Genomic DNA, 18222 nt, shown 5'->3' on the forward strand with positions numbered 1-18222 from the left:
TAGTTTATTGTGAGCAGAATCCAGAGCGAATTCTGCTCACTTTCTTCTATAATAATAGTTTATTTTTTTAGCGTGTCCATCTGGAAGTCTTTATCCGTTAATTCGAATTGACCTTTTAAGCCAGAAGTTTCGTATACTTTTTTCTCTTTACTGATGAAAATAGCATCTACACCTTCAAATTGTTCAATGTAGTCCATGCCACCTTTAACCCCTTTGGAGAAAGTAGCGGTGGATAGACCGTCGCCATCAATTGATTTTTTAGATACAATCGAAACTCCAGCGATATCATTGTCAAACGGATATCCTGTTTTCGGGTCTAAGATGTGATGATATGTTTTACCATCCACTTCAAGGTAACGTTCATAAATACCAGAAGTTACGATAGACATATTAGATTCAGGAAGTTTCCCAATAACACTTCCACGCGGAGAAAACGGATCTTGAATTCCGACATTCCATTTGTTGCCATTCGGGTTGTTGCCTTGAACATAAATGTTTCCACCTAAATCTATGATAGAGGTTGTTACTTTATTTTCTTTGAATACCTTTAAAGTCTCGTCAGTAATAAAGCCTTTAGCAATTGCCCCTAAATCTAGTTCCATACCTTCTTTTTCCAAGTATACTGTTTGGTCTTTATCATTCATTTTAACGTCTTTGTAATTAATTAATGGTAACACCGCGTCAATTTCTGCTTGAGAAGGTTTGCGCGCATCAGAAAAACCGATGTGCCATAGAGATGTTAACGGCCCAATAGTAATATCGAAGCTACCACCAGAGTTCTCGGAGTATTTAAGCCCTTCTTGAATTAAGTAGTATACATCTTTAGATACTTTCACTGGTTTTTTGCCGGCTTGTTCGTTGATTTTATCCACTTCAGACGTTTTTTCCGAATCACTTGTGGTAATCTTGGCAGCTAGATCTTTGATTCGATCGAAGCCTTTATCAAGCACGTCTTCTTTGCCTTTATCATAAATTTTAAGCGTTACTACTGTGCCCATTAGAAAGTCTGTTTTGGAGTATGGTTGATCCATTAGTTTTTTTGAATCACTTGGTTCACTCTTTGTTTCTTTACTAGAATTTCCACACGCTGATACAACAAGCGCCAATATGATAACTGAAATTATTATTTTCCATTTCTTCATTAGCTTTTTCACCTTTCTAAATCCGTGATCTTTACTTGAATAACTATAGCGTAAAAAAAGGAATAAATCTACAGTAAAAAGGCTTAATTCCTCTGTTTTTCGATAAAAAAATCGGCTAGCCCTAGAAATTAGGACCAGCCGTTTTGTACATAAATTTCGCTAATTATTCAGCTTCTACTAGGTTGTACACTTTAATTGTGTCAGTGTTACCATTTTGTGCAGCATTTTGAAGTTGAGCTGCGTAGATTTTGAATTGGTTAGAAGAGTTAGTAGCACCAGAAACAGTGTCTACTGCAGCAACGTCTTGTTTTTCAACAAGAGATTTGTTAAGTGCTGGGATGTATTCTTTTGGACCAGTACCAGATTTAGCTTTCATGTTTTTCTCGTAGTCAGCATCGTCTGATTTAAGTTTGCCGTCTTTGTCAACATAGTTGTAGTCAGATTTAGTGATTTTGCCATCTTTAACATCCATGCTGAATACTACACGGTAACCATGTGCGTAATTTTGTTCTTCAAGTTTATAAGTTCCATCTTCCATTTTAGCTAAGTTGTTGATGGAAATTGTAGTTGTATCAGCTTTTTGAGCTGCTTGGATTAATTGGTTAGCATAGTTGATGAAAGCGTCAGAAGAATGAGTTGCTCCTGAAACTACTTCTACAGATGCTGCAGATTGATTTTTAACTAAAGAATCGCTTAATTGTTTCAAGTATTCTTGAGGACCAGTTCCTACTTTATCTTTCATTGCTTTTTCGTAGTCTGCATCTTCAGATTTTAATTTGCCATCTTTGTTTTTGTAATCGTAGTTAGCTTTTGTAATTTTACCATCTTTAACTTCGATTGACATGAAACCTTTCCAGCCTTTGTCGTCGAAATTCTTTTCTTCTAATTTGTAAGTACCATCAGTCATAGTACCATCAGTTTTAGCTGTTTTCTTTGTTTCTGTTTGTTTTGTGTCTGTGCTCTTTTTGTCTTTGCTGCTGTCGTCACTGCTACCGCAACCTACTAGTAATAAACTTGAAGCCATTACCACGGTAATACCCATTGCTACTTTTTTCAATTTCATGTTTTGCTCCCACCTTTTGTTTTATTGATTAACTTTGTTTGTGATTTCGTGAACACAAACCGATAGTCTGCGAAAGCGATATCACTTTTACAATACAAATGATACCATCAGCGCCCGGTTTTGTCTACTGTAATTCTAAAGACATAATTCATCTAATTTTCAAAATAATGACTATTGGTATATATATAACAGTTAAAGCCAACCTTTTCTAGCAAAATAGCAAACAAAAATGTCTAACATCCTATGTTAAACAAGGACTTTTAGCCTGCTTAATTATGTAACATTTGCACAAAGTCCTATTTTTCAAATTTAGATTAGAATTGTTCTTTACTATCTAGACATTAGTAGGAGGTTTCTGTTAAACTATGATAGGTTATAATAATACTGTGGGGAATTTTGGACTCATTTTATTTTTGTGAATAAACTTACAAGGAGTTGAGGAAGCATATGCCTGAAAAGAATATCGTTTTAATTGGGGCAGGATATGCAGGTGTACACGCTGCTAAGAAATTAGCTAAGAAATACAAGAAAGACAAAGACGTTAATATTACATTAATCGATCGTCATTCGTACCATACAATGATGACTGAACTACATGAGGTTGCTGGTGGTCGTGTTGAACCAACTGCAATTCAATATGATTTACGTCGTTTGTTTAATAGAACAAAAGTTAATCTTGTAACTGATAACGTGACGCATGTAGATCATGATAAAAAAGTTGTAACAACAGAGCACGGTAGTTATCCGTTTGATTACCTAGTACTTGGTATGGGCGGAGAACCTAATGATTTCGGAACTCCTGGTGTTGGCGAAAATGGCTTTACACTTTGGTCTTGGGAAGATTCTGTTAAGTTACGCAATCATATTGAAGAAACTGTAACGAAAGCATCTCGCGAACAAGACGTTGAAAAACGTAAAGCAATGTTAACATTCGTTGTTTGTGGATCTGGATTTACTGGTATCGAAATGGTTGGGGAACTTTTAGAATGGAAAGATCGTCTTGCTAAAGATAACAAAATTGACGCATCTGAAATTAAACTAGTTGTAGTAGAAGCTGCTCCAACAATCCTAAACATGCTTGAAAGAAGAGACGCTGACAAAGCTGAACGTTACATGGTTAAAAAAGGTATTGAAATCATGAAAAACGCTGCTATCGTTGAAGTTAAACCTGAAAGCATCGTACTTAAATCTGGCGAAGAGCTTCCAACAAGTACATTAATTTGGACTGCTGGTGTTCGCGCTAACTCTGATACAAAAGATTACGGTATGGAATCTGCTCGTGCAGGCCGTTTGAAAGTAAACCAATATATGGAAGCAGAAGGTCTTAAAGACGTTTATGTCGTTGGTGACCTTGCTTACTTTGAAGATGAAGAAGGTAAACCAACTCCGCAAATCGTTGAAGGTGCTGAACAAACTGCATTAACTGCAGCGAAAAGCATTATCGTGGAAATGAGCGGTACTGGCGAGAAAGAACCATTCCAAGGTAAATATCATGGTGTAATGGTTTCTATCGGAGCTAAATACGGTGTTGCTCACCTTGGTGGTATGCACTTATCTGGTTGGTTCGCTATTTTAATGAAGCATATGGTTAACTTGTATTACTTCTTCGGTATTCGCAGTGGTTATTACATGTGGCAATATATTATGCATGAATTCTTCCACATTAAAGATCACCGCAACATTTTCCGTGGTTGGACTTCTCGTTATGGTAACGTACTTTGGGTTCTTCCTTTACGTGTATATCTTGGTTGGTTCTGGATTGACGAAGCTCTTTCTAAAATCTACGGTGAAACTACATGGGATAAAGTAAGTATTACAAATTTAAAACCTTTATTTAACGGTATCGGTTCTGATTCTTGGTTAACTGCAACTACCTCTAAAATGCCATTCGAATGGTTACAAACTGCTGCTACATCTGGTGCTAGTCAAGCTGCCGGTGATGCTGCTGGGGCTGCTGCAACAAATGTAACTACTCCAATTCTTAGTCATATGCCTGGTTGGTTCCAGTGGATTATGGAACTTCTAATGCCAAACCTTGATGTTGCTCTAGTAATGCAAAAAGTTGTACCTTTTGTTGAACTTGCAATCGGTCTTGCTATGGTGGTAGGTCTATTCACTTGGCTTGTAAGTATCGGAAGTGCCGGATTCCTAGTAATGTTTACACTAAGCGCTATGCTTGGTTGGGACAAATTCTGGGCGTTACCAGCTTCTATCGCACTTCTAAATGGCGCTGGACGCACATTTGGTCTTGATTATTGGGCTGTTCCTTGGTTCCAAAAACATCTTGGTCATTGGTGGTACGGTAAGCCAAGATCCGTTTACAGAGACAAGTAATTTAGTTAGTTAAAATTTTAAATAAAAACTCGGGAGTGCATCCAAAAGCCAGTTTTGGCATAGGAGGTGCTTCCGTTTTTATTATTTGTTGATTTCTTGAACTTTTTCCTATTATATTTAGGCATTATCCTTTAAAATAGGATTTGTACATGACATTTTGAAAGGAGGCAATACGGTGAAGAAGTATCTTTCTATGGTGAAGCGTTGGGATATTATTATTATTTTATCTCTTTGTATACTCTCCTTTTTGCCGATTGCTATTTTTTCATATGTAAAAGCGAATGAACCGGCTCCTGCTAACGGAAAAAAAGAGCTTGTTGCAGTTATTTCTGTTGATAGTAAAGAATATAAAACTGTTACGCTCACTGGGCACAAAGGGACGGAAAGCTTTGATGTGAAACAACCAGATGGACATACTAACACGATTGAGGTTTCGGGGGAAGAAATCCGAATTAGTAAAGCGAACTGTAACGATCAAGTATGTGTTCGGACTGGAGCAATTGATAAACAAGGCGATACAGTTGTTTGTCTTCCACATAAGTTAGTAATTGAAGTAAAAGCGAGTGACGGGAGTTCAGGCGATTCAGATGATCCGATTATCTCTTCCTGACCTTATCCTCCAATAGATAGGAAAGTGTTTCTATGACAAAAAACAGACGATTAGTATATATAGCACTTCTGGCTGCTCAAGCGGTTGTCATTAGTTTACTCGAGCGGGCTATTCCGTTTCCATTTGCGTTTGCTCCTGGGGCGAAACTAGGTCTTGCTAATATTATTACGTGTATTTCGCTTTATACATTATCGGCAAAAGATACTTTTATGATTATCTGCATTCGGTTAGTATTATCCACTTTGCTTGGTGGGACAATTTCGACCTTTATGTATAGCGCGGCCGGAGCTATCTTAAGTTTTCTTGGGATGTGGCTCGTACAACAACTTGGGCCGAAACGCGTGAGCATCATTGGCGTTAGTGTTACCGGTGGGATTTTACATAACGTTGGTCAGCTCGTAATTGCTAGTTGGATTGCTGGTACTTGGTCCGTTATGCTTTATTTGCCAGTATTATCTTTCATCGGCATTCTTTCTGGGATCGCGGTTGGGATTGCAGCAAATTACCTACTGAAAAACGTCCAAACTTTGCGGATGTTCGCTGATGCTAAACAAAGTCAAGCAGCACAAAAATAACTTTAAAAAAAGGAGTTCAATATGCAACTTCATGCTATGTGGGATGAGTATCCTGCACTTTCCAAAGATTTACAAGAAGTCTTACAAACGATTGAAAAAAATATTCAAATTCGCGATAAACACGTTGAGCAAAACGTGAAAGATTTGATTCACGCTGGCGGGAAATTACTGCGCCCTGCTTTTGCGCTTCTTTCTGCGCAAGCTGGTCCTGATTATGATAAAGAACGTGCTGTTTCGATTGCTGCTGCGCTTGAAGTACTTCATATGGCGACGTTGATTCATGATGATGTCGTTGATGATTCTCCGTTACGCCGCGGGATCCCGACAATTCATTCTAAATATGGTCGTAATTATGCTGTTTATACAGGCGATTATTTATTCTGCATCTGTTTCAAAATTTTATCCGCACATGCTTCTTCCGTGGAGAACATTGAATTTAATAGTAAAAATATCGAAAAAATCTTAATGGGCGAACTAGACCAAATGCGCACAAGCTACAAAATGAATGTAACTGTTCGTGAATATTTAACGCGTATTTCTGGTAAAACAGCACAATTATTTGCACTTAGTTGTTACTCTGGCGCAACTGGCAGTAAAGCAACACGCATGACAGTTGCAAAATGTTATAACATCGGACATTACCTTGGCATGGCTTTCCAAATTATTGACGACGTACTGGATTACACAAGTACGGATGAAGGTCTTGGCAAACCCGTTTTAAATGATATGAAACAAGGTATTTATTCTCTGCCACTTATTTATGCAATGAAAGGTCACTTGGCTGAATTCGAGCCACTTCTTTCTCAAAAACTAGATATGACGGATGAAGCTTCCGAACAAGTTTTAGCACTTATTTCTAAGTATAAAGGTGTCGAACAGGCATTCAAACTTGCCAACAAATATACGAATAAAGCGCTTCGTGAAATCAAAAAACTACCAGCTGGCGCATATCGTGATGATATGTACCACTTGACGAAAAATATTTTAGATCGAGATATCTAAACCGTTTAGAACATTGCTCCTTCCATATTGAGTTTTGTTCTAAATTTTGGAACTTATTGTGAAAATACAAACATGAAAGCGTGATTAACGTGATTCGATTTTTTAAAATAGTTACACCGATACTCCTATCTATCTCTTTAGTTGCTTGTAGTTCCGCAAGTGGAAAAACAGAGAACATTACTGCGCCAATTGAGAAAGACCGTAATTTATCGATGGTCGTAACGACGGATGTTCATTACTTTGCGCCATCACTAACCGACAACGGAAAAGCCTTTGAAAAATATGTGGCTGCGGGTGATGGGAAACAGTTAGCTTATAGCGATGAAATAACCGATGCTTTTTTGGCGGATGTAGAGGCTAAAAAAACAGACGTCCTTATTATTAGTGGCGACCTTACGAACAACGGTGAAAAAACAAGTCATGAAGAGTTAGCCAAAAAACTTACTCAAGTAGAGAAAACTGGGACGCAGGTTTTTGTTGTTCCGGGTAATCATGACATTAACAACCCTTGGGCCCGCAAATTTGAAAAAGATAAGCAGTTACCAACCGACACTATATCACCAACTGATTTCAGTAAAATTTATGGTGATTTTGGATATAAAGATGCTATTTCAAGTGATGAGTTTTCGCTGAGTTATTTAGCAGCTCCTTCTTCCAAAGTATGGCTGTTAATGTTAGATACCGCTATTTATAAAACAAATATGCAGCAAGGAAATCCCACAACGGAAGGCGGACTAACAGCCGGAACATTAGATTGGATAAAAGAAAGCAGTGCGCTTGCAAAGAAAAACGGCGCTAAACTTGTCCCTGTTTTGCATCATAATTTAACTGATCATAATGATGTTATTCAAAAAGGTTATACTATTAATTATAATCAACAAGTAATTGATGCGCTTACGGAAGGCTCTATGGATTTTTCTCTAAGTGGCCATATTCATACGCAAAATATCCGCTCTGCGAAAAGCACAGATGGCAAAGAAATTACCGATATCGTAACCAATGCTCTTTCTGTTTTCCCGCATAAATATGGCAATATTACTTATAGTGCCAAAAACAAAAACTTCACGTATCAATCTCAAAAGTTAGATATGGAAGCTTGGGCAAAAGCGCAAGGCTCTACGGATGAAAACTTGCTTAATTTTAATCAATTTGATTACGAAACTTTTTATAATAGTGGCTACGATAAGGCAATGATGGATTTAATGACCGATGAATCTTATGATAAGTACAACCAAGCGGATAAGGAAAAAATGGCAGATACGATGGGATTAAATAACATGTATTTCTTCGCCGGAACTGCCCCTCCAAAATCTGATGGTATGGCTTTATGGGATTCTGCACCGAATTCATTTTTGAAAGATTACGTTTTAAGTTCATCCAATCCGCCTAAGAAAAGTAATGACTATTATGTTAGTCCTTAAATCATAAAAAAACTGGTAGCCGTTATGGCTTACCAGTTTTTTTGTATTAACTAGATGCGGCTGCCGCACTCGCTGCTGCAGCTGCACTCACCGCAGCTGCTTGTTCCATTGCAATCAATATATGCACATTGACCATTAACCCTTCTAATTGTTCCTTACTCATTTGACCTGATTGTTTTTCCGTATATAGGCTTATCGCTAGAGCTGTAACGAATTCTCGTCCGAAACGCAAGCCTGGTTGTTGCTGTAATTCATCAATTAAGTTCACTAACCCTGAATCGATTTTTCGCGCGTCCATGACAAAAGCTAAAATCCCAATACTTGAGTAATGTAGCGGTTTTACTTTTATCCCTTTTTGTCGCAGTTCTTCTACAATATTATCTACTCTTCGAATGAATTTGCTATCTTTTTCACCGTACAAAAGTGTCCCTGTTGTTGCTAAAAATTGTAAGCTATCATTTTTGCGGAAACCTTTCGCGGCGAACTCTTGAAAATAGTACTCTGTTATTTCAGCCAATTTCGTGGTATTTTCTTCAGGAAGATTTGCTAAGAAAACAGCTGTTGTCACATCTTCACTTTTAGTTAAAAATGGATGGTCTTTTTTGAAAAGTTGGTGAATAGTTTTCGCTTTTCGGGCTGTCTTTTTGGGATTTTCTGATTCTAGTAATAAATATGCTGCAAAATAAGTGTATTCTGTGCGCTGGAATCCCGCTTGGATCAATGTATTATAATTAGCAATTACTTGCTGGACGCTCTCTCGGCTGGCATTATCGTTCGCCATGAGCAATCCTACCAAGGATGCGCGAACATTTCCGTTTAGTGCAGTGAACATGCCTAGTTGTCGTTTAATTTCTTTATTTATTTCACTAAATTCCTCTGGATCAACCACTTCATTATTCCCCGCAAAAAGACGAGCAATTAGAAATCGAATTCGTTTATCAATAAAACTAACGCCACTCGTTTTTACTAATTCATAGTTCTTCATTAATAATTTCGTTGCTTGTTCGCTATCAAAAACATATGCTGAATCCATCGGCCGCACTCCTTTATCATTTTTATATAGTTTAATTATATCGCAATCTATAGAAATACTCTAACATAGTAAAAAAGTCTAGGTGCTAACCTAGACTTTTCTTTCTTATAAATTCATTCCAAGAAGCGGAATTCGCTCATTATATTTATCAACAAGTGCTTGATTATGTGCATCGGCATTTTCGACATTTCCACTAATAAATACTGGCGGTGTGAAGTTGTCGTTTACCATTGTTTCGATTGCTTCTGCAAAAATAGATTGCAAGATGACTGCGCCCGTTACCGTCGATGTTGGGGCAAATGCGATATCGAAGTTTGCCGATTTTAGGACGGCATCACCTTTGACAGCACCGTTATCAATTACAATGTCCCCTGTATCAGATAAACGTTTTCCGGATGTGTGGCGGGATTTTTGGCTAGCGGAGTATTGGAGCGAAGTAATGACGATGACAAATGCACCTTTTTCACGGGCAATTTCAGCAACATCAATTGGTACAGGGTTTCGTCCGGACGTCGATAGCACAATCATGATATCGCCAGGACGGATATCTTCCTCTGCCATAAATGTTTTCGCATAATCATTTTTTCGTTCCAGTACAGATGACGCCGCAGCTCCTTCGTGAAGCATAAGTGGTTCATGCAAAATCGGATGAATCGCAGCCAGTCCACCTGCGCGGTAAAATACTTCCTCTGTTAAAATATGCGAGTGACCGCAACCAAATAAATGGATTACCCCGTCGTTTTCAATAGATTCGGCTACCTTCGCTCCTGCTTCTTTTACATAATCAGCTTCATTATCGAGAATGTTTTCTAATAAACGAACTGTAATATCGATATAGTTATTAATCATTTAATTCCCCTCCAAAGCTGCAAAAATTTTCTCGATTTCTTCCGGTTTCGTTCGGCCAGTTGCTTTGTCAATTGTTTTTCCAAAAATATGCGGCATATAAAAGGGAATTCCGGTGGACTTGATGGCGGTTGTTATTTCAAGAATATTGTCAGCTCCAATTCCTCCCGCTGGCTCAATACCGTAAATGCCTTTATCGGCCGCAATTTTTGTTAAGTAAACTAGTTCATCTAAATATTTCGTGCCTTCAATGCTCATAAATTTGATGGACGGGATGTTGGCGGATAGACAATAATCGACAGCTTCTTCAGCGGTAATTTCGTCTCCGGAAGATAGTTTGACGATGCCGATTTTCCCGGTTGGACGAACAAGTGCATTAGTGTATGTTTCCGGAAGTAAGTCATTTGTTAATCCCGCGGTTTCGATTGGCTGGTTAATATGACTGTTTGGAGCCAGACGAGCAATATGAAGCACATCACGCCAGTTTTGCCAGTCTCCACCGCCACCAAGACCAACACTAATGACGGGGGCTGTTGTTTGTAATTCTTTCACCACATTTGCGGCTTCTTCTGCTGTTTCGTAGTTCGTTGCAACGATTCCCGGAACGGCAAAACCGCGCGCCGCCTCCATGACTTCCAGGCTATTTTCCTTATCTTTCGCTAAAAAATTAAATAGCGCAAAATTATTCCATTTCGGTAGATTTTCGAATTTTTTCTTGTTCAAGTTTTATCAACTCCACACATGTTTTTAACGTCTTTTCAATCAAGTATTCGCCTTTTTCTGCTGTTGCCAAAGTTGCTTCTCCCAGAACCGCTGTCTTCGTGAAGTTTTGCCATGGTGTTGGGGTGAAATCCGCATCGATTGGTAAAATTGGCGGATCATCTATGGCGCGGCTCATATCGGCATTTTCTGGGGACAAGTAGAGCATGAGAGATGTTTCGATTTCACAGGCATGAATATACGTATGATGGTTAGCGTTTCCTTCGCGCACGTCCATTGCTAATTTTTGGATATTCGGGTAAAAAATGTGCAAGATAACCATATCAGGATATTTTGCATATAGTTCGCGCGCTGCATCTTTTAGCGCAGCCATATTGCCAAGATGTCCACTCACTGGGACAAACAGACGGAATCCTTGTTTATATAGACTTTCACCAATCTCTACAACTACTTTCGTTACCGTTTCATTTGATAGTGTTAAACTTCCCGGGAAATCTTGCAAACTCCAAACTTGGCCGTATGGCAAAACCGGAAGCACGAATCCGCTCGTTTCCGCCGCTATTTTCGCTGAATATTCTGACGCTAAAATATTGTCTGTCCCTAGTGGCAAATGCGGCCCATGCGCTTCGACTGCTCCTATTGGCAAAAGGACTGGTTTTGTTTTCGTGATTTTCGCGCCAATATCAAATGAATTTTCATCTGCATATAACACAGATTTCGCCTCCTATTTTTTAAAAGTAAAACATCTTGCTGGGTTATCCACGAAGAATTTTTTAACTAATTTTTCTCCGTCAAAGCCTTTTTCGTTTGCTTCATCAATAAAGCGTGGCACCCATTTTTTGGCGATATATTCAAGTCCTGGTCCGTGACCATAATGTTTATAATAAGTTTTGCGTGCTGTATCACCACTAACTAAAATTTGATCTTCAAAGCCTTCCGAAACTAGATATAGAATCGCTGCAATCCGAGCGCTTTCTGGTGCGTATTTGATTTTTGCGATGCCATCAAATGACATGAATGCGCCTGTTTTGGCAACTTGCTTGTGATAATACGGATCTAGGTTGCGGTCCATATGACCAATAGAAAGGTATTCTAACGGGATATTTTCTTGTTTTAAAATCTCGATTTGTTCTAAAGCCATCGTTCCCGCTTCTGTGTGAGAATGAATTGGTGCTTTTGTCTCGTGATGTGCTCTTGCAACCGCACGTATTGTCTTTTCTTCTAAAGGTGTAATCATATTGTAGCCAGTGCCAAATTTCACCTGACCAGCCTTATACGGCGTTCCTTCAAGCCCATTTTCGACTTCATTTACAACGAATTCCGTTAGTTTGTCTGTAGTAGTATTTTCAATCCATTCATAGTAGGTTTCAAAATCCCCGATGATTGGTTTCAGTTCTGGTTTAATCTTCCCGTCCCATAAGAAACTTTTGTTAAAGCCAGCTGTTCCAACGATTTGGATGCCTGTTTCTTTGGAAATTTGCGCCACATCGAGCACACGTCTGCCGTAATCAACCGCGGTTGCATCGACAATTGTTTTGCCTCCTAAATCGGCGAAATCTTGTACATCAAGTTGTGATTTTTCTTTATCATCCAAAAGTAAATCATCGGCATCTCGCTCTTGCCAGTAAGCCGGCACGCATACAATATGCTCGTGTGAATAAGTAAATCCCAGTTGTTCAGGGGCAATATCTCCATAAAAAGTACGAATAAAACTCATTTTTAAAAACTTCCTTTCAAAAAACCTCTTCCTCTTGAATGCTAGACAAGGAAGAGGTTTAGATTTTACTTAAAAGAATAACTTCGCTAACATGCTGACAATTGGTCCGAGGATAAACATATCTGAGTCGGCTGCCCACATTGCTGTATCTGGAACAGTCGTATTGATAAAGAAGGTAACCATAATATATTGTCCCCAAGCAACAACCGTAGCCGTTAAAAATCCACCTATCAAGGCTCCTCTCACCCCACCAGTTGAGTTACCGAATACACCAGCAACTGCCCCGTGGAAGAAAAGAACGATCATTGTTGGCACAAACACGTAGCCAACTGTATTTCCAAGTACTACTAACCAGATAATCGCTCCAATGAACGCACCTACGAAACCGATAATTACGGAGTTTGGTGCATAGGGATAAACGATTGGCGCATCTAGTGCAGGTTTCGCACCCGGTACAAGTTTTGTTGCAATACCATTGAAGGCCGGTACGATTTCACCGATAAACATCCGCACACCTACAAGAACGATGGCGATACCAGCGGCAAACGTAAAGGACTGAACGATGGAGTATACGATGAAGCTTTGATTTCCAGCTTCTGCGATTAATTTTTCTGCTCCCGGTGTTTTCTTCACCATCAGAATCACTGCACCAACTACGAACAGAATCCCCATTGTAAGAGCTGTAATAACGTTAGAGTCACGTAGGAACTCTAATTTTTTCGGTAAATTAATATGTTCTGCATCGTTTTTCTTATTCCCAAATACTTTCCCTAGCAAAGCGGATAGAATCGCTACACTGGATGAAGTATGTCCTAACGCGACGTTGTCATTTCCAGTAATTTTACGTAAGAATGGTTGTGTAATCGCTGGTTGTAATGTCCAGTAAAGACCCATAATTACTGCTAAGAAGAGTACAAGACCCCAGAACGGAATATCCCCGCCGACAGCTTGCACAGTGATTCCTGCAAAAATCGTCGTTGTCCAGAACATCATATGACCAGTTAAATAAATGTACTTAAATGGTGTAAATCGTGCTAATAATACGTTGACTAAAAATCCGAGTGTCATCGCAAGTGTTACCGCACTACCAAATTTTGCATTAAAGGCTTCTTGTCCTAAAAAGCCTGCAAGTGGCGGTGTTTCAAGCCCGAATACTTCTTTCCACATTGGTTCAAAAATCCCAAGGGAACCAGTAATAACAGCCGCACCAGCGTTAATAATTAAGAATCCAATAATGGCTTTGAACGTTCCGCTAATCACTTGGCTTAAATTTTTCTTCTGTAAAAGTAACCCGAGAAGTACGATAAAACCTAAAAGTATGGCTGGGGTTCCAAAAAAGTTATTGGCAATCCACGTAATAATCTCCATTTTTTTCCCACCTTTTTTTGTCTTATTTAACTATTAATTGCTTCAGATAATGCCGTTTTAATTTCTGCGTTGTCAAAATAGTTGTTGACGATGACTACTTTGGCGCTTGTATCTGTTCCAAGTGTTTCTGCTAACTCTTGGCTCGTTACAATAATATCCACATTCATCGAGCGCGCAGCTGATACATCAATGTGCTCCACGTCTGCATCTACTCCCATGTCGCGTAAAACTGTCTCTACATTCATTCGTAAAATTAAGCTTGTTCCTTGCCCAAGTCCACATACTGCTAAAATTTTCATCGTTATCCCTCCACTAATTCTCCAATTGCTTGGTAATCTTCTGAATGAATCAATTTTTCAATATTATCGTTGTTACTAAGCAAGGAGACGATTTTTTGAATGACTTTCAAATGTGCCTCACTTGAAGTTGCTGCAAGGCCGAATACTAATCGTACGGGATCATTCGCGGCGTGTCCGAAATTCACGCCTTCTTTTAGTACGACTAGTGATACTGCAGAGTTTTCCACACCATCAGTTGGTCTTGCGTGCGGAATGGCTATTTGAGGTGCAATGACAAAGTACGCACCATTTTCATGATAAGATTCCACCATTTTTTCTACGTACTGCTCGCTCACATAACCTGCATTAACTAATAATTCTCCTGCTTGCACGATAGCTTCGTCAGCATTCTTAGCTGATCCATGCAGATTCACAAGCTCTTTATCCAAAAAAGACATATCTCTTCATCCCTTCTAACTAATTGATAGCGCTATCAATAACTTACACTCTTATTATAGCTGTAGCGCAACTGTTTAAAAAAGCCCAATTCCTTTCTTTTCGAAAGTGCAAAAAATAGACTGTTACATTTTGTTGTTAGCGAGCATACAAAAAGCCAGCGCGGCATCTTGGTGCCCCACTGGCTTTCTTGCTTATTGTATCGTTAACATTGCGGCAATTTCCGCTGCTGATGTCGCTTGTTCAATCTGCTCTAGCAAGTGATGTTTCATGATTAAATTAGTGAGTTGGCTCAGCGCATTAATATGTGTGTAGGAGTCAATGGAAGCGAGCACAATAATTAACTTCACTTGATCTTTCGCTTTACTTGAAAATGATACTGGCTGATTTAAGCGCAGTAAGCTCATTCCGACTCGGTATGCCCCGTCATCCACAGACGCATGTGGCAGTGCAATCCCTGGCGCAATAACGATGTATGGTCCGAGTTTCTCAATATTTTCAATCATCGCATGCTGATAATTTCTCGAAATGTAGCCTTCTTGTTGCAGCGATTTCGAGGCAACTAGGATAGCCTCACGCCAGTCCGCCACACTTTCTTTAAAAGTAATTCGTTCTTTCGGTAAAAGTTCTTCGAGTGTTGGAGATTTTTCTAGTTGGCTGTCTGATTGCACTTGGAACAATACCGATTTCAGTTTTGCCGCCAATTTCTCGCGGTCTTCCACTTTGGCATATTGATCTACTACATCAAGCACAGAAGACAACATGCGCGCATCCGAGTCCTTTTGCAAAATGTGCGGGGCAATCGCCTTCATCAGTTGTTGTTTCTGCGCTTCTGTCAAAATTGGACTAACGATAAAAACTGGTGCTTTTGGTTCCATAATTGGCAAAGTCGACACAATAAAGTCTGGTGCGTATAACCCTTTTTCAAATTCACGGATGGAAATTGGTTCTAATATCTCTACTCGCTCACCAAGTAATTGCGATAATTGCCGTTCAATCATCCGCGACGTTCCGACACCTTTGGAGCAAACGATTAAGAGTTTTTTTCGTTCAACTAAAGTATTATTTTTGCGTGAAAGATAGCCACCGAACAAGATTGTTACGTACGCTATTTCATCCTCTGGAATTGTTTCACCAAGTAAATCTTCTAGCGGTTCAAGTGATTTTTTCGTAATCTCGTACACATCACTGTAACTTTGTTTAATGTCTGTCCTTAGCGGGTTAATCCACTCAATTTGGAATTTAAGCCGATAGTAGGCTGGTTGTAAATGAAGCAATAAATCTTTTTTCAAATTGCGATGGTCTTCAAAATTCACGCAAGCAAGACGTTCAAATTCGGCGATGATTTTTTCAACGATGAGATCTAATTTTCCTTCAGCAGCCGCATCATCATTCAAACGACTCGCCCCAAGCAAAAGTTTACCTAAATAAGTGATTTCCGCATGATTGATTTTAAAATTCTCACTTTGCTGCAATTGCTGATAAATTTCCTGCGCAATCTCAAAAGATTCTACTTCATGCTCTTCTTGTTCATTTAAATAGCAATTACGCTTCATTCGTTCTTTAAAGAAGAAAATCATAATACCAATGCGCTCGAGGACCTCGTCGGTATAACGAATCCCGATTTTTTTCTCCGTTACAGCTAAAATTTCGAAAATCGTGTCTAATTTGGGAAATAACTCCTGATTTTTTATCATCGGATTAATTTTCATTAAATCCAGCAACTGGTCTGCGGTTGCGATTTCTTCGTTATTCATACAATAGTGAATAAAAAATTGGCGAATACTGCGCTCATCACCGAGAACCATATTGCCATTTTTACGGTCATACGCAAGTTCTAAATTAAACTGTTTTAGCGCTAATTTTAATTGTTTAATGTCCTGCAAACTTGTATTACGACTGACTTCATTGCATTCATTAATCGTATCAATGATTACTCGCGCATCTGTTACGAGCAGAAAAAATAAAATACGGATGCGACGCTCACTTGCTGAAAAGACTTTGTGGCTCGCTTCCCTATTTCCAAGGATTTCTTTAATTGTCGATTTTTCATCTTCTAATAAATAATACCCTTGTCCACGAACAGATTGAATACCATCGAGTCCTATATTATCTAATTCTTTATTAATTTTTTCCACATCATATTGAAGTGTTCGTTTGGAAATTCCTAGTTCTTCTTGTAATTTCTCGGGTGCAAGATATACATTCGCCACAACGAGTGATTCGAGCAACGCCATATTTCGAGCATTAAATTGTACCACTTGGCCTACCTCCTTGATTTCGGTCTAGAAGGTAAAAAGATATGTCTACTTTAAGGTTATGCGAAAATGTGATATTTTTCAAGTTAATTTTTATTTCAGGCACAAAAAAACCGACAAAGCCAAATGACTTTGTCGGTTTGAATCGTATCAGGTATTATTTGCTGATGTTAGAAACAACGCCAGCGCCTACTGTACGTCCGCCTTCACGGATAGAGAATTTAGTACCGTCTTCGATAGCGATTGGTGCAATTAGTTCAACTGCAAGCTCAATGTTATCACCAGGCATTACCATTTCAGTACCTTCTGGAAGTGTAACAATACCAGTTACGTCAGTAGTACGGAAATAGAATTGTGGGCGGTAGTTGTTGAAGAATGGAGTGTGACGTCCACCTTCTTCTTTAGTTAAAACATAAGTTTCAGCTTTGAAGTTAGTGTGTGGAGTAATCGAACCTGGTTTAGCTAATACTTGACCACGTTGGATATCTTCACGAGCAACACCACGTAGAAGTGCGCCAATGTTGTCGCCAGCTTCAGCGTAGTCTAGTAATTTACGGAACATTTCTACTCCAGTTACTACTACTTTTTTGCTTTCTTCTTCAATACCGATAACTTCTACTTCGTCACCAACTTTAACTTGTCCACGTTCAACACGTCCAGTTGCAACTGTTCCACGACCAGTGATTGAGAATACATCCTCAACTGGCATCATGAATGGTTTGTCAGTATCACGTTCTGGAGTTGGAATGTAAGAATCTACAGCTTCCATTAACTCGTCAATTTTAGCTTCCCAGTCAGCTTCACCTTGAAGTGCTTTAAGAGCTGAACCTTTGATTACAGGAATGTCATCGCCAGGGAATTCATATTCAGTTAATAGATCACGAATTTCCATTTCAACTAATTCTAGTAATTCTTCATCGTCAACCATGTCACATTTGTTCATGAATACAACGATGTATGGAACACCAACTTGACGTGAAAGTAAGATATGTTCACGAGTTTGTGGCATTGGGCCATCAGCAGCAGATACTACTAAGATAGCTCCGTCCATTTGTGCAGCACCAGTGATCATGTTTTTAACGTAATCGGCATGTCCTGGGCAGTCAACGTGTGCATAGTGACGGCTGTCAGTTTGGTACTCAACGTGAGCAGTAGAGATTGTGATACCACGTTCTCTTTCTTCCGGAGCACCATCAATTTGGTCATAAGCTTGTGCATCAGCATAGCCTTTTTTAGCAAGTACAGTTGTAATTGCAGCAGTTAAAGTTGTTTTACCATGGTCAACGTGTCCAATAGTACCAATGTTAACATGGGGTTTAGAGCGGTCAAATTTTTCTTTTGCCATTTTAAAATATCCTCCTCGATAATTCGATAATTATTTTTTACTTAGCTTAAATTT

The 18222-nt window shown here is 39.1% G+C and carries 17 protein-coding genes; 5 read left to right on the forward strand and 12 right to left on the reverse strand.

Translation table 11 applies throughout. From position 1 onward, the window contains the following. Positions 1-59: 59 nt before the first annotated feature. Positions 60-1142, reverse strand: a complete 1083-nt coding sequence (locus LMOATCC19117_RS13495; RefSeq protein WP_003726729.1) for an FAD:protein FMN transferase — start codon at positions 1140-1142, stop codon at positions 60-62. A gap of 163 nt (positions 1143-1305) precedes the next feature. Beyond that, complete coding sequence (gene pplA / locus LMOATCC19117_RS13500; RefSeq protein WP_003727691.1) at positions 1306-2205, reverse strand: extracellular electron transfer flavoprotein PplA; 900 nt, start codon at positions 2203-2205, stop codon at positions 1306-1308. Positions 2206-2652: 447 nt separating this feature from the next. Between pplA and LMOATCC19117_RS13505 the strand changes: the two genes are divergently transcribed. The 5 genes from LMOATCC19117_RS13505 (at position 2653) to LMOATCC19117_RS13525 (ending at position 8147) form a co-directional block, all read left to right on the forward strand. After that, positions 2653-4539 (forward strand): FAD-dependent oxidoreductase, encoded by a 1887-nt coding sequence (locus tag LMOATCC19117_RS13505; RefSeq protein WP_003726299.1) that lies wholly within the window; start codon positions 2653-2655, stop codon positions 4537-4539. 175 nt (positions 4540-4714) lie between these two features. Continuing rightward, entirely contained in the window at positions 4715-5149 is a 435-nt protein-coding gene (gene eetA, locus LMOATCC19117_RS13510) for a flavin-based extracellular electron transfer system protein EetA (protein WP_003727690.1), read from the forward strand. Between the two features lie 32 nt (positions 5150-5181). Next, the gene (gene eetB, locus LMOATCC19117_RS13515; RefSeq protein WP_003723627.1) at positions 5182-5724 is read left to right on the forward strand and encodes a flavinylation system FAD exporter subunit EetB; all 543 of its coding nucleotides are present in this window, start codon (positions 5182-5184) and stop codon (positions 5722-5724) included. A 21-nt stretch (positions 5725-5745) separates the two neighbouring features. Continuing rightward, positions 5746-6726: a polyprenyl synthetase family protein gene (locus LMOATCC19117_RS13520; protein WP_003734244.1), complete on the forward strand. Its 981-nt coding sequence runs from the start codon at positions 5746-5748 to the stop codon at positions 6724-6726. An 89-nt stretch (positions 6727-6815) separates the two neighbouring features. Beyond that, positions 6816-8147, forward strand: coding sequence for a cyclic nucleotide phosphodiesterase (locus tag LMOATCC19117_RS13525; RefSeq protein WP_003734243.1), 1332 nt, complete (start codon positions 6816-6818; stop codon positions 8145-8147). 46 nt (positions 8148-8193) lie between these two features. Here LMOATCC19117_RS13525 and LMOATCC19117_RS13530 read toward each other — a convergent pair whose 3' ends face one another. From LMOATCC19117_RS13530 to tuf, 10 genes are all read right to left on the reverse strand, one after another. Beyond that, positions 8194-9180, reverse strand: coding sequence for a DUF4003 family protein (locus LMOATCC19117_RS13530; RefSeq protein WP_003734242.1), 987 nt, complete (start codon positions 9178-9180; stop codon positions 8194-8196). Positions 9181-9285: 105 nt separating this feature from the next. Beyond that, positions 9286-10029: an SIS domain-containing protein gene (locus LMOATCC19117_RS13535; RefSeq protein WP_003726304.1), complete on the reverse strand. Its 744-nt coding sequence runs from the start codon at positions 10027-10029 to the stop codon at positions 9286-9288. Beyond that, positions 10030-10749, reverse strand: a complete 720-nt coding sequence (locus tag LMOATCC19117_RS13540; protein WP_003726305.1) for a KDGP aldolase — start codon at positions 10747-10749, stop codon at positions 10030-10032. It abuts the gene before it with no gap. Next, complete coding sequence (locus tag LMOATCC19117_RS13545) at positions 10709-11458, reverse strand: creatininase family protein (protein ID WP_003726306.1); 750 nt, start codon at positions 11456-11458, stop codon at positions 10709-10711. Before LMOATCC19117_RS13545 ends, LMOATCC19117_RS13540 begins: the two co-directional genes overlap by 41 nt. 12 nt (positions 11459-11470) lie before the next feature. Further along, a complete protein-coding gene (locus LMOATCC19117_RS13550) occupies positions 11471-12463 on the reverse strand; it encodes a phosphotriesterase family protein (protein ID WP_003726307.1) in 993 nt (330 codons plus the stop codon). Positions 12464-12532: 69 nt separating this feature from the next. After that, a complete protein-coding gene (locus tag LMOATCC19117_RS13555) occupies positions 12533-13831 on the reverse strand; it encodes a PTS ascorbate transporter subunit IIC (protein ID WP_003726308.1) in 1299 nt (432 codons plus the stop codon). Between the two features lie 26 nt (positions 13832-13857). Beyond that, the gene (locus LMOATCC19117_RS13560) at positions 13858-14130 is read right to left on the reverse strand and encodes a PTS sugar transporter subunit IIB (RefSeq protein WP_003726309.1); all 273 of its coding nucleotides are present in this window, start codon (positions 14128-14130) and stop codon (positions 13858-13860) included. 2 nt (positions 14131-14132) lie between these two features. Continuing rightward, positions 14133-14567, reverse strand: coding sequence for a PTS sugar transporter subunit IIA (locus tag LMOATCC19117_RS13565; RefSeq protein ID WP_003726310.1), 435 nt, complete (start codon positions 14565-14567; stop codon positions 14133-14135). Positions 14568-14759: 192 nt separating this feature from the next. After that, positions 14760-16826, reverse strand: coding sequence for a BglG family transcription antiterminator (locus tag LMOATCC19117_RS13570; protein WP_014929126.1), 2067 nt, complete (start codon positions 16824-16826; stop codon positions 14760-14762). A 154-nt stretch (positions 16827-16980) separates the two neighbouring features. Further along, positions 16981-18168, reverse strand: a complete 1188-nt coding sequence (tuf, locus tag LMOATCC19117_RS13575) for an elongation factor Tu (protein ID WP_003723640.1) — start codon at positions 18166-18168, stop codon at positions 16981-16983. Between the last annotated feature and the right edge of the window lie 54 nt (positions 18169-18222).

Source organism: Listeria monocytogenes ATCC 19117 (assembly GCF_000307025.1).
Lineage (GTDB): Bacteria > Bacillota > Bacilli > Lactobacillales > Listeriaceae > Listeria > Listeria monocytogenes_B.